This is a genomic window from Arsenicicoccus cauae (genome assembly GCF_009707125.1).
GTDB classification, from domain to species: Bacteria; Actinomycetota; Actinomycetes; order Actinomycetales; family Dermatophilaceae; genus Arsenicicoccus; species Arsenicicoccus cauae.
Genome location: NZ_WLVL01000019.1, coordinates 18,084 through 32,330, shown reverse-complemented (window position 1 = coordinate 32,330; position 14,247 = coordinate 18,084). Strand labels below are relative to the sequence as shown.

14 protein-coding genes are annotated in these 14,247 nt (G+C 74.1%); 8 read left to right on the top strand and 6 right to left on the bottom strand.

What is annotated here, in order from left to right:
* Window positions 1-45: 45 nt before the first annotated feature.
* Complete coding sequence (locus tag GGG17_RS16845) at window positions 46-180, top strand: hypothetical protein (protein WP_283809754.1); 135 nt, start codon at window positions 46-48, stop codon at window positions 178-180.
* A 42-nt stretch (window positions 181-222) separates the two neighbouring features.
* Here the strand turns inward: GGG17_RS16845 and GGG17_RS05115 are convergent, their stop codons facing one another.
* Complete coding sequence (locus GGG17_RS05115) at window positions 223-387, bottom strand: hypothetical protein (RefSeq protein ID WP_154592699.1); 165 nt, start codon at window positions 385-387, stop codon at window positions 223-225.
* A 37-nt stretch (window positions 388-424) separates the two neighbouring features.
* On the opposite strand from GGG17_RS05115, the gene GGG17_RS05110 reads away from it, so the two are divergent.
* Window positions 425-739 carry an Rv3654c family TadE-like protein gene (locus tag GGG17_RS05110; RefSeq protein WP_154592698.1) on the top strand — a complete coding sequence of 105 codons (315 nt, stop codon included), beginning with the start codon at window positions 425-427 and terminating at the stop codon, window positions 737-739.
* 94 nt (window positions 740-833) lie between these two features.
* On the opposite strand, the gene GGG17_RS05105 is transcribed toward GGG17_RS05110, so the two are convergent.
* A complete protein-coding gene (locus GGG17_RS05105) occupies window positions 834-1,304 on the bottom strand; it encodes a hypothetical protein (RefSeq protein ID WP_154592697.1) in 471 nt (156 codons plus the stop codon).
* A 156-nt stretch (window positions 1,305-1,460) separates the two neighbouring features.
* Window positions 1,461-3,902 carry a DNA 3'-5' helicase SftH gene (locus tag GGG17_RS05100; RefSeq protein WP_154592696.1) on the bottom strand — a complete coding sequence of 814 codons (2,442 nt, stop codon included), beginning with the start codon at window positions 3,900-3,902 and terminating at the stop codon, window positions 1,461-1,463.
* A 206-nt stretch (window positions 3,903-4,108) separates the two neighbouring features.
* On the opposite strand from GGG17_RS05100, the gene GGG17_RS05095 reads away from it, so the two are divergent.
* The 5 genes from GGG17_RS05095 (at window position 4,109) to GGG17_RS15950 (ending at window position 9,614) form a co-directional block, all read left to right on the top strand.
* The gene (locus tag GGG17_RS05095) at window positions 4,109-4,519 is read left to right on the top strand and encodes an STAS domain-containing protein (protein ID WP_195849119.1); all 411 of its coding nucleotides are present in this window, start codon (window positions 4,109-4,111) and stop codon (window positions 4,517-4,519) included.
* Between the two features lie 51 nt (window positions 4,520-4,570).
* Entirely contained in the window at window positions 4,571-6,073 is a 1,503-nt protein-coding gene (locus GGG17_RS05090; RefSeq protein ID WP_154592694.1) for a N5-glutamine methyltransferase family protein, read from the top strand.
* Window positions 6,074-6,192: 119 nt separating this feature from the next.
* The gene (gene topA / locus GGG17_RS15955; RefSeq protein WP_311966434.1) at window positions 6,193-8,985 is read left to right on the top strand and encodes a type I DNA topoisomerase; all 2,793 of its coding nucleotides are present in this window, start codon (window positions 6,193-6,195) and stop codon (window positions 8,983-8,985) included.
* Between the two features lie 124 nt (window positions 8,986-9,109).
* Entirely contained in the window at window positions 9,110-9,307 is a 198-nt protein-coding gene (locus tag GGG17_RS05080; protein WP_154592693.1) for a hypothetical protein, read from the top strand.
* Window positions 9,308-9,374: 67 nt separating this feature from the next.
* The gene (locus GGG17_RS15950; protein WP_195849126.1) at window positions 9,375-9,614 is read left to right on the top strand and encodes a hypothetical protein; all 240 of its coding nucleotides are present in this window, start codon (window positions 9,375-9,377) and stop codon (window positions 9,612-9,614) included.
* A gap of 17 nt (window positions 9,615-9,631) precedes the next feature.
* Here GGG17_RS15950 and GGG17_RS05075 read toward each other — a convergent pair whose 3' ends face one another.
* The 3 genes from GGG17_RS05075 to GGG17_RS05065 all read right to left on the bottom strand — a co-directional run bounded on the left by GGG17_RS05075 (window position 9,632) and on the right by GGG17_RS05065 (window position 13,227).
* Window positions 9,632-10,921, bottom strand: coding sequence for a trans-sulfuration enzyme family protein (locus GGG17_RS05075; RefSeq protein WP_311966433.1), 1,290 nt, complete (start codon window positions 10,919-10,921; stop codon window positions 9,632-9,634).
* A gap of 145 nt (window positions 10,922-11,066) precedes the next feature.
* A complete protein-coding gene (locus tag GGG17_RS05070; protein ID WP_154592692.1) occupies window positions 11,067-12,572 on the bottom strand; it encodes a DUF6297 family protein in 1,506 nt (501 codons plus the stop codon).
* Window positions 12,562-13,227, bottom strand: coding sequence for an ABC transporter ATP-binding protein (locus GGG17_RS05065; RefSeq protein ID WP_311966432.1), 666 nt, complete (start codon window positions 13,225-13,227; stop codon window positions 12,562-12,564). The genes GGG17_RS05070 and GGG17_RS05065 overlap by 11 nt, the downstream gene beginning before the upstream one ends.
* 53 nt (window positions 13,228-13,280) lie before the next feature.
* Here GGG17_RS05065 and GGG17_RS05060 point away from each other — a divergent pair, with 53 nt between their 5' ends.
* Entirely contained in the window at window positions 13,281-14,084 is an 804-nt protein-coding gene (locus GGG17_RS05060; RefSeq protein WP_230082704.1) for a MerR family transcriptional regulator, read from the top strand.
* Window positions 14,085-14,247 lie beyond the last annotated feature (163 nt).

The window sequence follows — 14,247 nt, the reverse complement described above, 5'->3', positions numbered from 1 at the left end:
CCCCCAACCGCCGACCGGATTGTCGAGGCGCTACCACCGACGCCCGTGACGACTGGGTTGAAGATGGCGCGCAAGCTGCAGGCGACGGCGGAGCATGCGGCGGCATGGACGAAGGCGGCGGTCAACGGTCCGGGCGACATGCTGGACCAGATGTGGAGCGCCGCCAGCAAGGGACGCTGACACGAGAGGGAGCCCCGGTGAATCACCGGGGCTCTTGCTTGTCTAGAAGCCGGACCAATCGGTGTCCGGATCATCGCCGAAGCGGACTTCATCGGTCCGGTCGACCACGTCAACGGGTCCGTCGCCAGGGCGGTGGATGACGGCAAGCCCGGACCACACGAGCGCATCCCACAACGTGCTGTTGCTCGTGTCGCGGACGCGCAGCACGTCACCAGTCGGCATCGTGGCGCAGTGGTCTCGATAGATGCCGGGCACAATCGCGAGCCGGGCGGTTACCGGCGTGGTGCTGGCCGGGCACCGGGCCCGGTCGGCCGCGGACCTTGCCGCGCTCGCGGGTGCGGCGAGGGTGCGGGACGGGGCGCCGGGCGAGGCGTGCGCCCAGGCGGGCCGGGTGGCCTCGGCCAACGGCGCGACGGTCGACGCCTGCCGGGTGGCGGGAGACGTGGTCGAGCTGAGGGCCAGGGTGGAGGTGGCGGGTCGGCTCGGTCCGGCGAGGGCCGAGGCCCGGGCCGGCCCGGCACGCGACGAGGCCCCGCCCTGGGTGGGCGGGGCCTCGTGATCCGGTGACGGCGCCCTGGGTCCCTCGGGACGGGTGGAGCGCCGGCGCCGGGCGTCTCCGTCGCGGGACCGGTCGAGCGCTCGCGCGGACCGGCTCAGCGGCGGGTGTCGTCCCAGCTGGTCGCGCCGTCGGCCCGGTCGTCGCGGCCGGTGCCGCCGGCGCGCAAGGTGCGGGTGTCGTGGGCGGTGCCGTCGTCACGGGTGTCGCGGACGTGGTCCTGCCGGACGGCGTCGGTGCGCGGGTCGACGCCGGTGCGGCGGGGCTCGTCGCGGCGTCCCCGCTCGGCCTGGCCGATCCGCTCGTTCTCGCGCTGCTCGCGGCGCAGATCCTTGAGCTCTCGACGCTTGCGGGCGCTGCGCCTGGCACCGAGGGACATCAGCCACAGGCCGAGCGCCAGCGCGATGGCGGACAGGACACCGATGAAGAAGATCAGCGTCGGCGACAGGCTGACCGAGTTGCCGAGCAGGTCCCAGCTGATCGTGGCGCCCGAGGTGGGCAGGCCGTAGATCGCGAGGACGCCCGCGACGAGTGCCGCGAGGACGAGGAGGAGACCGAGGACGACCATGGTGATGCTCCTGACGATGGGGGCCGGGGCGGGGGGAGCGGGCTGGGAGGTCTGGACCGTTCGTGGGTCGCGCGTGGTAGAGCGCAGGTGGTGGTGCGCGGTGACGATTCGTGCAGCAGGGTACGCGACCGGAGGTGCAGCGTGGGGCCGTTCGGGTCAGTCGATCGACGCGCGGTGCTCGCGCAGCGTCGTGACGACCCCCGACAGCAGCCGCCTGGCCCCATCCTTGTCGAGCGGCTCGTTGCCGTTGCCGCACTTGGGCGACTGCACGCAGGACGGGCAGCCCGCCGTGCAGGCGCAGGCCGAGATCGCGTCGAGTGTCGCCGCGAGCCAGGCCTCGGCCCGGTCGTAGCCTCGCTCGGCGAAGCCCGCGCCGCCCGGGTGACCGTCATAGACGAGGATCGTGGGCAGACCGGTGTCGGGGTGCAGGGCGGTCGAGACGCCACCCACGTCCCATCGGTCCGCCGTCGCCACGAGGGGGAGCATCCCGATCGCCGCGTGCTCGGCGGCGTGCGTGGCACCGGGGATCGTCTCGGGGTCGACGCCCCGGGCGGCGAGCCACTCCTCCGTCATCGTCCACCACACCCCCCGGGTGCGGAGCACCGCCTCGGGCAGGTCTAGGGGGTGCTCGCCGAGGACCTCGCCGGACGGGAGGCGCCGCAGGAAGGACGTGACGCGCGAGCGGACCGCCACGCTCCCGAAGCACAGCCGCAGCTCCCCCCCCAGGTCCACGTGCCGATCCTCCGACAGCAGGTCGAAGGCCGAGTCGGACCGCGCCGTGGTGGTCCACCCGGGGTCGCCCTGGACGACGAGGGCGCAGGACTGGTCCAGGTCGAGGTCGGTCACGACGTGCGGGCGACCCTGGTGCAGGTAGACCGCACCCGTGTGCACCTGACGGTGGGCGGCGGTGTGGTCCACGGTGCCGAGGACCGCGCCGGAGCGCCGCTCGACGATCGAGACCACGGGCTCCCCCGAGCCGCGCAGGGAGACGTGGTCGTGGGCGCGGTCCGGTCGCGCCCAGTACCACCGACCGTTGGGTCGGCGGCGCAGGACGCCCCGCCGGGTGAGCGTGTCCAGCAGCGTCGGCATCGTGGGGCCGAAGGTCTCGGTGTCGTCCAGCGTCAGGGGGAGCTCGGCGGCCGCCGCGGCCAGGTGCGGGGCGAGGACGTAGGGGTTGTCCGGGTCGACGACGGTGGCCTCGAGGGGCCGCTCGAAGATCGCCTCGGGATGGGTCACCAGGTAGGTGTCGAGCGGGTCGTCGTCGGCGACGTAGACCGCCAGGGCCTCCCGGCCGGAGCGCCCTGCACGCCCTGCCTGCTGCCACAGGGACGCGAAGGTCCCCGGCCACCCGCACAGCAGCACGGCGTCCAGGCCGGTGACGTCGATGCCCAGCTCGAGGGCGTTGGTGGCGGCCAGACCCATGATGCGGCGGTCCCTCAGGGCACGCTCGAGCTCGCGGCGCTCCTCGGGCAGGTAGCCGCCGCGGTAGGCCGCGACCCGGCCCTCGCGCCCACGACGCATCGACCGCGTCGCCTCCGCGAGGACCTCCACACCCTTGCGCGAACGCGCGAAGGCGACGGTCTGGGTGCCGTCGTCCACCAGCCGGGCCAGCAGGTCCGCGCTCTCGGACAGGGCGGACCGGCGCGCGACGGTGGCGCCGCGGCCGACGCCCTCCGGGTCGACCGTCCCCGCCCCTGCGCCCGCCTGGACATCGAGGGGGACCGCCCTCGCCTGGCCACCGGGAACTGCGTCGCCGTGCTCGTCGAGCAGCGGGGGCTCCCACAGCGCGAAGGACATCGGGGCGCGGGGCGAGCCGTCCTCGGTGACGGCGACGCAGGGGAGGCCGGTGAGACGTGCGGCATGCTCGGCGGGGTCGGCGACCGTGGCGGACGCCAGGACGAACGTCGGGCTGGCGCCATACCGGCTCGCGACCCGGCGCAGCCGGCGCAGGACCGCGGACAGGTGGGCCCCGAACACCCCGCGGTAGATGTGGCACTCGTCCACGACGACGTAGCGCAGGGCGCGCAGGAACGGCGCCCAGCGCTCGTGCCTGGGCAGCAGGGAGTGGTGCAGCAGGTCGGGATTCGTGAGGACGTAGGCCGCGTGCTCGCGGATCCACCGCCGCTCGTCGGCCGGGGTGTCCCCGTCGTAGGTCGCGGCGCGCAGGCCCGGGAGGCCGAGCGCCGTCAGGCGCGCGAGCTGGTCGGCCGCCAGCGCCTTGGTGGGGGAGAGGTACAACGTGGTCGCGCCACGTCCCGACGGCGCCTGCGTCCCGTCCAGGACGGCGGTGAGCGCCGGCAGCAGGTAGCCCAGCGACTTGCCGGACGCCGTCCCCGTCGCGAGGACCGTGTGCTCCCCGACCCGCGCGTGCTCGGCCGCCGCGACCTGGTGGCTCCACAGGCGATCCACCCCGGCGCCCTGGTAGGCGCCGGCGACGGCCGGGTGGACCCAAGCGGGCCAGTCCGCGGTCCGCGCCCGCCGCTCCGGGATCACCTCGACGTGGCGCAGCCGATCGCTCCGGCCGCCACGGGTCAGGTGGTCGAGGCTGGTGCGGGGGTCGAAACCGCGCGGTGGAGCGCTGGCGGTGGAGGAGGGCATCGACACCACGGTACGCGGGGTCGGCGGGGGACCCGCGCCCGAGGGATGAACATCGTCACGCGCCGCGTATCAACGGTCGCGCGGCGGGTATGCCCCGAGCACGAGGTCGTGCGGCCGAGACCGCACCGTCAGCGGTCGAAGCAGCGGCCGTCCGGCCCCCCTGCGGGGCGACGTACTCGGGCCCTGGGCCCGGTCAAGGAGGACCGATGACCGTTCACCTCACCCCCACCGTGCTCCGCGACCGCGTCACGATCCGCGTGACGGGCGAGCTCGACCTCGTGCAGGCCCCCCGGCTGCGCGACGCGATCGACACGGTGGTGACCGCCGGTGCGCGCCAGGTCGTGCTCGACCTGCAGGACCTCGACTTCATCGACTCGGACGCCATCGACACCATCGTCACCTGCCTGCGCCTCATGCGCCCCCTCGGCTGCGACCTCGGGGTCGTGGCGAGCCGTGAAGCCATCGTGCGGCCGTTCACGTCCACCGGCACCGACAGCGTCGTGCGGCTCGTCCGCGACGCGGGCGAACTCGGCGAGGTGTGCGGCCTTGCCGCCGCGCGGGACCGCCGTCGCGGTGGGGCGATGGCCGCCGTCGCCCCACGCAGCAAGGCCTCCTGAGCCGGCTGTCGAGGGCCCGCCATGCCGACGGCCCGCCATAGGGTGGCGGCCATGACGGATCCCCGGCCCGTTCCGCACCTGGTCGCTGCCCTGCGGGCCGACCTTCAGGACCTCGACTACTGCGTCGACAACGTCAGCGCGGTGCTCGGCCCGGTCGCCTCGGCGGCGCTGCACCGCGAGCAGCCGCTGCCGGCCCTGCGCGCCACCGCAGCCACCGAGGACCCCGTCGCGCTGCTCGTCCGCGCCTTCACCCTCGCCCGGCCCGTGCCCGCCTCACGCCTCGACGAGGCGCTGCCCCGCACCACGGCCGCAGGTCTCGTCGAGCTCGGCCTGGCCCGGCGCGAGGGGGACCAGGTGCGGGCCACCGTCGACCTGCGGCCCTACGCGGACGAGAGCCACACGTGGTGGGTGGTCTCGGACCTCGGCGAGCTGGCCCTAGGGCGAGCTCTGCCCACCGACCACGTCCTTGGCATCGGCGGCGCCTCGACCACGCTCGCCTCCTGGACCCCGCGCCGCCGCGTCGCGCGCGCCCTCGACCTCGGCACCGGGTGCGGCATCCAGGCGCTGCACCTCACCGGCCACTGCGACCGGGTCGTGGCCACCGACCTCGCCGATCGCGCGCTGCTCGTCGCCCGCTTCAACGCCGCCCTCAACAACCAGGACTGGGACGTGCGTGGGGGGGACCTGCTCGAGCCGGTGGCCGGCGAGACCTACGACCTCGTCGTCTCCAACCCGCCGTTCGTCATCACCCCGCGGGTGGCCGGCGTCCCGGCATACGAGTATCGCGACGCGGGAGCCGAGGGCGACCAGGTCGTCGAACGCCTCGTCCGTGCGCTGCCCACTCACCTGGCCCCCGGCGGGCTCGCCGTCTTCCTCGGCAACTGGGAGATCCCCGCAGGTGCGACCTGGCGCGACCGCTGGCACGACTGGCTCGACGGCACAGGGCTCGACGCCTGGGTGCTGCAGCGGGAGGTCCAGGACCCTGCCGAGTACGCCGAGCTGTGGGTGCGCGACGGCGGCACCAGCGGCGGCCCCGAGTTCGAGCGCCTCTACGCCGCCTGGCTGGACGACTTCGCGTCGCGAGACGTCGCCCGGATCGGCTTCGGCGTCGTCGTGCTGCAGCGGCCCGCGTCCTACCGGCCGACCTTTCGCGACCTGGTCGAGGTGCCCGGGCCGGTCGCCTCTCCCATGGGGCCGACGATCGACGCCGGTATGTCGGCGCGCACCTGGCTCGCCGAGCACGGTGACGCCGCGCTGCTCGACACGGCGTGGCGGCTGGCCGACGACGTGACGGAGGAGAGGTTCGGGCGGCCCGGGGACGCGGACCCGGCGATCATCCGGGTGCGGCAGGGCGGCGGGCTCGGGGTCGTGCGCACGGCCGGGACGGCGCTCGCGGCCTACCTCTCCGTCGCCGACGGCACTCTCACGGCGCGACAGGCCCTCGTCGCGATCGCCGCGCTGCTGGAGCGCGACACCGACGAGGTCGTGGCCGAGACGCTGCCGGTCGTCCGAGATCTCGTCGCGGACGGTCTGCTCGTGCAGACCCGCCGGTGACGGGCCCGGTATGCCGTCCGCCCGCCGCCTCCGCTACGGTGACCCCGACGGCGCCCCGACCTGCCAGCGACGACGAATCCGCCGCACGGGGCCGGTCAGACAAGGTAGGGAACAGACACGTGGCAACCAGCACCGGGCGCAAGCTCGTCATCGTCGAGTCCCCCGGAAAGGTCAAGTCCATCCAGGGCTACCTCGGGGACGACTACGTCGTGGAGGCCTCCATCGGCCACATCCGCGACCTGCCCAACCCGCGTGAGCTCCCGGCCGACCTCAAGAAGGGGCCCTTCGGCAAGTTCGCCGTGGACGTGGACAACGGCTTCGAGGCCTACTACGTCGTCGACGCGGACAAGAAGAAGAAGGTCACCGAGCTGCGGCGGCTGCTCAAGGACGCGTCCGAGCTCTACCTCGCCACCGACGAGGACCGCGAGGGCGAGGCCATCGCGTGGCACCTGCACGAGGTGCTCAAGCCCAAGGTGCCGGTCAAGCGGATGGTCTTCAACGAGATCACCAAGGAGGCCATCCAGCGGGCGGTCTCCACGACGCGCGACATCGACCAGGACCTCGTCGACGCGCAGGAGACGCGGCGCATCCTCGACCGGCTCTACGGCTACGAGGTGTCCCCGGTGCTGTGGCGCAAGGTCCGCCAGGGCCTGTCGGCCGGACGCGTGCAGTCCGTCGCGACGCGGATGGTCGTCGAGCGGGAGCGGCTGCGGATGGCCTTCCGCAAGGCGAGCTTCTGGGACGTCGAGGGTGACTTCTCGCCCGAGGGCGGTGGCCAGGCCTTCACCGCGCGCCTGACCGAGGTGGCCGGCCGCCGGGTGGCGCAGGGCCGCGACTTCGCCGACGACGGCCGCCTCACCGCCAAGAACGTCGTGCACCTCGACGAGGAGGCCGCCCGCGAGATCGCGACCTCGGTCCTGGCGATCGACGTCATGGTCACCGACGTCGCCGAGAAGCCCTACACCCGGCGCCCGTCCGCCCCCTTCATCACCTCCACCCTCCAGCAGGAGGCGAGCCGCAAGCTGCGCATGAGCAGCAAGAACGCCATGCGCGTCGCCCAGCGCCTCTACGAGGGCGGCTACATCACCTACATGCGCACCGACTCGACGACGCTGTCCGAGCAGGCGCTCACCGCGGCGCGTCAGCAGGCGCGGGACCTCTACGGCGCGGAGTACGTCCCCGACAGCCCCCGCCGCTACGAGAAGAAGTCCAAGAACGCCCAGGAGGCGCACGAGGCGATCCGCCCCGCCGGTGATCGCTTCCGCACCCCGGCGCAGGTCGCCGGGCAGCTGCGCGGCGAGGAGTTCGCGCTCTACGAGCTGATCTGGAAGCGCACCGTGGCCTCCCAGATGGCCGACGCGCGGGGCTCGACCGCCACCGTCCAGCTGGGCGGCGAGCTCGCCGACGGACGGCGCGTGACCTTCGCCGCCAGCGGCACGGTGATCACGTTCCGGGGCTTCCTGGCGGCATACGAGGAAGGCCGGGACGAGGAGGAGACCGCCGCCCGGGCGGCCGCCGACGAGGAGCGGCGCCTGCCCAAGCTGTCGGTCGGCGTGCCGCTGGACACGCTGCGCGCCGAGGCCGAGGGGCACGAGACCAAGCCGCCGGCCCGCTACACCGAGGCCACGCTGGTCAAGGCGCTGGAGGAGAAGGGCATCGGTCGCCCCTCCACCTACGCCGCGACCGTCGGCACGATCCAGGACCGCGGCTATGTGCGCACCCGCGGCTCCGCGCTCATCCCCACCTGGCTGGCGTTCGCCGTGACGCGGCTGCTCGAGGAGCACTTCACCGAGCTCGTCGACTACGACTTCACGGCCGACATGGAGGAGAGCCTCGACCAGATCTCGCGCGGCGACCTCGGTCGGGTGCAGTGGCTGCAGCGGTTCTACTTCGGCGACGAGACGCGCGACATCGAGGGCCTGTCCGAGCTGGTCGAGGACCTCGGCGAGATCGACGCGCGCGAGATCTCGACCATCCCCCTCGGCGACGGGATGGTCGTCCGCGTGGGTCGATACGGGCCGTATGTCGAGGAGGTCGTCCCCTCCGGCGTCGACCCGGTCACCGGCGAGGTGGCCGAGGGCGCGGAGGTCGCGGCCACGCCGCGACGCGCCACGATCACCGACGACCTGGCCCCCGACGAGATGACCCCCGACAAGGCGCGCGAGCTGCTCGAGCTGGCCTCCGACGACGGGCGCGAGCTGGGCCGCGACCCGGAGTCCGGGCGGGCGATCGTGGCTCGGTCGGGGCGCTACGGCCCGTACGTCACCGAGGTGCTCTCGGACGAGGAGGCCGAGCTCAAGGGCAAGGCCAAGATCAAGCCGCGCACGGCGTCGTTGTTCAAGGACATGGACCTGGCGACCGTCGACCTGGAGTCGGCGCTGCGGCTGCTGTCCCTGCCACGCGTCGTCGGCACGGACGCCGAGGGCGTCGAGATCACGGCGCAGAACGGCCGCTACGGCCCCTACCTCAAGAAGGGCACCGACTCGCGCTCCCTCGAGACCGAGCAGCAGCTGTTCTCGATCACGGCGGAGGAGGCGCTGGCGATCTATGCCCAGCCCAAGCAGCGCGGTCGCGGCGCGGCCAAGCCGCCGCTGAAGGAGCTGGGGGAGGACCCGGTGTCGGGCAAGCCGGTCGTCGTCAAGGACGGACGCTTCGGTGCCTATGTCACCGACGGCGAGACCAACGCCACCCTGCGCAAGGACGACGACGTCGAGACCCTCACGCCTGAGCGGGGATTCGAGCTGCTGGCGGAGAAGCGCGCCAAGGGCCCGGCCACCCGCAAGCGAGCCGTCAAGAAGGCCCCGGCCAAGAAGGCCCCGGCCAAGAAGGCCCCGGCCAAGAAGGCCGCGGCCAAGAAGGCCGCGTCAGGCACGAGGAGCGCGACGAAGAAGGCTGCTCCCCGCGCCGAGTGACGGGACGGTCTGACGAACGCCCGCCTGTGGGCAGACCGGGTGGCCTAGGCTTGGGCCCGATGAACCCCCGAGCCCACCTCTGCGCCCTCGGCGTCGCTCTCGCTGCGGTCGCCGTGACCGGCGCGTGCAGTGGCCCGTCGGCAAGCACGACGAGCACGACGGCGTCGACCTCGTCGGTCACCTCCAGCGCGGCCCCGGCCTCCACGTCGGCCACGTCCTCGGCTACCTCCTCGCCGTCGGCCACCGCGCCGTCGACCCTGCCGTCAAGCACGAGCGGTGGCGGCATCTCACCGGCCGCCACCGCGACGGTCGGGACCGATGAGCTCTGCTCCTCGCTGCGGAGCGCGGACTTCCGGCCGACCGACCTCACGACGCTCCCGGCGGGCTCGGTGCAGGACACCGTCGGGGAGGTGGTGGAGCGCCAGGAGCGCCTGGCGTCCGTGCTCACGCCACCCGGGCTGACCGAGGCCTGGCAGACGACCCTCGGGGCCTTCGACGCGATCGCGCAACGGGTCAGCGACGCCGGCAAGGACTCCGCGGTGCCGGGGATCGTCAGGGCCGAGCTGGCGAAGGTGGCCCCGGCCCGCGACCGGGTGCTCCAGGCCACGGCCGCCTGTCGCCGCCCCTGACCGGTGCAGGTCCGGTGTCAGCTCTGACGGGCAACCTGCACCGATCCCGATCCCGATCCCGTTCCCGATCCCGTTCCCGCTCCCGGGCTCGATGACGATGACGCAGCGAGCGCCGCGTCCAGGTCGTTCACCAGGTCGGCCACGTCCTCCAGCCCCACCGACAGCCGCACCACGTCCGCGTGCGGACGGGCCTCGGCGGCGACGGGCCGGTGGGTGAGCGATGCCGGGTGCTGGATCAGGCTGTCGACCCCGCCGAGCGAGACGGCGTGGGTGATCAGGCGGGTCCTCGAGACGGTGGCCGCCGCGGCGGCATACCCCTCCCGCAGCGCAAAGGCGACCATCGCTCCTGGCCCGGCCAGCTGCCGACCGAGCAGGCCGAGCGGGTCCTGGCCCGGCAGGCCGGGGTAGTGGACGCGTGCCACCGCCGGGTGCTGCGCCAGGTGCTCGGCGACCACCTGCGCGGACGCCTGCTGGGCGCGCACCCGCACCGGCAGGGTCTGCAGCCCGCGATGCAGGAGGTATGCCGACAGCGGGTGCACCAGGCCCCCGGTGAGGGCCCGCACCGATCGCAGGCGGCGGGCCCATTCCGGCGTGGTCGCGACGACGCCGGCGATGACGTCGCCGTGGCCGCCGAGGTACTTGGTCGCGGAGTGCAGCACCAGCGTCGCCCCGTGGCGTCGGGGTTGCTGCAGGACGGGCGTCGCAAAGGTGTTGTCGACGAGCACCGGCACGTCACCGGCCTGGCGGACCATGTCCTCGAGGTCGAGCAGCTCGAGCGTGGGGTTGGCCGGTGTCTCGACGACGACCAGCCCCGTCAGCGGGGTGATGGCGTCGCCGACCGAACCGGCGTCGGCCCAGGTCACCGCGGTGCCGAGCAGCCCGTGGTCGAGCAGGTGGTCGGTGCCGCCATACAGGGGGCGGACCGCCACGACGTGCGGCGTCCCGGCGCTGACGGCGGCGAGCAGGCAGGCGGACAGCGCCGCCATGCCGCTCCCGAACGCCACCGCCTCCTCGCAGCCCTCGAGGGCGGCGACGGCGGCCTCTGCTCGGGCGACGGTGGGGTTCCACAGGCGCTGGTAGACGAGGGTGTCGCGCGCCCCGGGGCGTCCACCGGTGGCGAGGTTCTCGTAGCTCTGGCCGCCGGCGTCGACGTCGGGGACGGGATTGGTCGTCGAGAGGTCGATCGGGGGCACGTGCACCCCGAGCCCGGTCAGGTCCTCCCGTCCGGCGTGCACCGCGAGCGTGTCGGGCCGGTCGGTGCCGGACCCGGGGCGGGTCTCGTCGCGTGGGGTGTGCGGGGTGGGCACGGTGGTCCTCCTGGGACTGCGTCGTCGCAGCGGGCCCGTTCGTGTCAGGCCCTGCCTCCAGGGTAGGCGAGACCGCAGTCTCGACGGCACAGGGATGCCGGCACCGGCGATCCTGCGGCGTCTGGCGCGTCGCGCAGGAGATCGATCACCGTCGACGATCGGCCGAGCACCGGCACCACTGCCAGGCGAGGGCCAGGAGAGGGATCGCGGGTGCCGCCGGCCCGGGCATCAGCGCCGGGCCCAGCATCGCCAGCGTCGCGGTCTCGTACCCCCGGGCGACGCCGAGCGCGCCGGCCGGCGCGAGGCCGAACGGCGTGGGGATCATGACCGCCATCATCTCCAGGCCCATCGGGCGCGACGACGCGAGCAGGGAGGCGGTGGCCGACAGCACCAGGGCCGGAGCGACCCACCACGAGAGGCCGATGAGCGGCACGACGAGGCCGCTCCAGGCGGCGGCCACGACGACGGGACCGACCAGGTGGGCGAGGCGGACGGCGTCATCGGGCAGTGGCAGGTCGCGGCGCAGGCCGCTGGACAGGGCCCACGCACCCAGCCCCTCGCCGACGGATCGGGCGAGCACGGCCGCGCCCAGACCGAGGGCGGACAGGGTGACGACGGGTGGGGCCATCGCGGCCAGCAGCGCGCCCGCCACCAGCAGCGGTATGCCGAGGAGCAGCCGGTCGCCCTGCCGCCGCACGCGCTCCAGGTCCCGCAGCAGGAGGGCGGCCAGGCCGGTGCCCCGGCCACGCCGTGAGCGGAACGATCCGCGGGCGCCCAGGCGTGACTGCGCGGCGCGGTGCATGGCAGCGCCGGCGTCCATCATCAGCGCGGACTCGTAGGCGGCCTCGGAGCTCTCGCCGGCGCGACGCAGCTCGATGCCGTCGACCTCGTCGATGCGGCGGTCTGCCCTGACGAGCAGGGCGAGGGCGGCGGCCAGGCCGAGCGCGAGGAGACCGGCGGAGAGCGGACCGGCCTGAGCCGCAAGCGATCCGAGGGCTCCGACGGCGGTGCCGGCTCCTCCGGCACCGGCTGTCACATCGCCGCTGCCGGTCCCGAGCGCCGTTGCCAGCCGGGCGAACCCGGCGCAGGCCACGCCGACCAGGCCGAGTGCCAACGGTGCTCGGGCGGCGCGCCGGCGGGCGCGCGGATCGGACTGGGCCGCAGCGACGCCCGCCGTGACGAGCAGCGCGGCGACAGCACCTGCGGGGATCCCCCAGGCGAGGGAGTGCGGCAGGACCGGCAGGCCTCCTGTGGCGAGCGCCGCGGGCCCGCACAGGGATCCGAGGACGGACAGGCCGATCGCCATGGCCCACAGGCGTCCTCGCAGGACGGGTCGACGCGGTGCCGGGCCGGACAGGAGCCAGGTCAGCTGGGGCACGCCGGCCCCGACCGGCCCGAACGCCACGGCGAGGCGGGCGATCCCGGCGAGGACGAGCAGACCCAGGGCGATTGCGGCCGTCGCCCCGCCCCCGTGGACGCAGCCGGCGCCCGTGCAGGTGCCACGCGCCAGGACGTCGCCCCACCCGCTGGTCGTCATGACGGCGAGCAGCACGAGCGCGAGCGCCCACGTGTAGATCTCGGTGAACGCCCCACCCGGCTCGCCGTGCGCGCGTCGGGCCCGCGCCAGGTAGTCGGCGGCCTCAGACGTCACCGTGTAGCTCCACGACGCGGGCGCCGGACCGGGCGACGAGCGTGGCGTCGTGCGAGGCCATGAGCACGCTGCGACCCGAGCCCGCCTGTGCGGCAAGGTAGTCCGCCAGCCACGACCGCCCGGCCGCGTCCAGCCGTTGCTCCGGCTCGTCGAGGACGAGGAGCGACCACGGGCGCACCAGCGCGACCGCCAGCGAGAGCCGGCGTCGCTGCCCGCTCGACAGGGTCCACGGCACCTGGTCGGCGACGTGCTCGATCCGCAGCGCGGCGAGCGCCGCGTCGACCAGGTCGTCCGGGTCGGCCACCCCGTGCACGCGCGCCAGCGCGTCCAGGTGCTCCAGCGCCGTCACGTCGGGATAGAAGCCCGCGTCGTCCAGGACCGCGCACACCGCACGCCGCATCTCGGGGTCCTGGTCGCGCAGCGGCGTGCCGTCGAGCCTGACCGTGCCGGCGTCCGGGCGTTCGGTGTCGAGCAGGCAGGTCAGCAGCGTCGTCTTGCCGACGCCGTTGGGACCGACCAGCGCCACGACCTCGCCGGCGCCCACCTCGAGCGACACGTCCGTGACGACGGGGCGTCCGGCATACGACTTGCTCAGTCCTCGGACCTCCAGCCGGGGCCGAGGCGGTCCACCACCGGTGTCTCCATCGTCGCGCACCCCTCGACCATAGGCCTTGACCCTCACGCGGCGTGAGGCACCACGGTGGTGCCATGACCGCGACGACAATGGGGCTCATGGAGCCCCTCACCGTGGGCCAGGTGGCCGAGACCTGTGGCGTGACGGTGCGCACCCTGCACCACTACGACCAGATCGGCCTGCTGCGCCCGAGCGAGCGCAGCCACGCGGGGTACCGCCTCTACACGGCGGCGGACCTCGAGCGGCTGCAGCACGTCGTCGTCTACCGGCGGCTCGGCTTCCCCCTGGAGGAGGTCGCCGAGCTGCTGGCGGACGTCGAGGCTCGCGGCAGCGAGGGGGCTGCGGAGCACCTGCGTCGTCAACGCGCAGCGGTCATGACCCGGCTCGACGAGATGCGCGATCTCGTGCGTGCCATCGACAACGCACTGGAGCGAACCATGACCAAGAAGCCAGCCACCACCGTGGACCTCAAGGAGATCTTCGGCACCGCGTGGGACGAGCACGAGGGCTATCAGGCCGAGGCCGAGCAGCGCTGGGGGGACACCCCGCAGTGGCGGCAGGGCCAGGAGCGGAACGCCTCTCTGACCAGGGAGGACTGGGCGCGGATCAAGGCCGACACCGACGCCCTGGAGCGCGACCTCGTCGCCGCCGTGGCGGCGGGGGAGCCTGCGGACGGTGATCTCGCGGCCGAGCTCGCCGAGCGGCACCGCGCGGGCGTCGAGGTGCACTACGACTGCCCGCACGCCTTCCAGGTGAGGCTCGCGGAGATGTACCTCGCCGACCCGCGCTTCACGCGGCACTACGAGGACCTGCATCCCGGTCTCGCGCAGTGGCTGCACGACGCCATCGTGGCCAACGCCGCGCGGCACGGCGCCTGACGTCCGGGGCGCCGTGCAGGTGGGCGGGTCGCTCCCCTCGGGGAGCGGCCCGCCTGCTCGTGCGCCCGGCCCCGGACTGCGGCCGTATGCCGTGACGCGCCGGCCGCCATGCGGGTCCCGCCTCGCGCGGTGAGCCCCACGGATCTGCGGCGTTTGGTGTGAT

Coding starts and splice junctions, on each gene's coding strand:
- GGG17_RS05110 (WP_154592698.1), top strand. CDS start 425: ATGCCGGGCACAATCGCGAGCCGGGCGGTTACCGGCGTGGTGCTGGCC.
- GGG17_RS05105 (WP_154592697.1), bottom strand. CDS start 1,304: ATGGTCGTCCTCGGTCTCCTCCTCGTCCTCGCGGCACTCGTCGCGGGC.
- GGG17_RS05100 (WP_154592696.1), bottom strand. CDS start 3,902: ATGCCCTCCTCCACCGCCAGCGCTCCACCGCGCGGTTTCGACCCCCGC.
- GGG17_RS05095 (WP_195849119.1), top strand. CDS start 4,109: ATGACCGTTCACCTCACCCCCACCGTGCTCCGCGACCGCGTCACGATC.
- GGG17_RS05090 (WP_154592694.1), top strand. CDS start 4,571: ATGACGGATCCCCGGCCCGTTCCGCACCTGGTCGCTGCCCTGCGGGCC.
- GGG17_RS05060 (WP_230082704.1), top strand. CDS start 13,281: ATGACCGCGACGACAATGGGGCTCATGGAGCCCCTCACCGTGGGCCAG.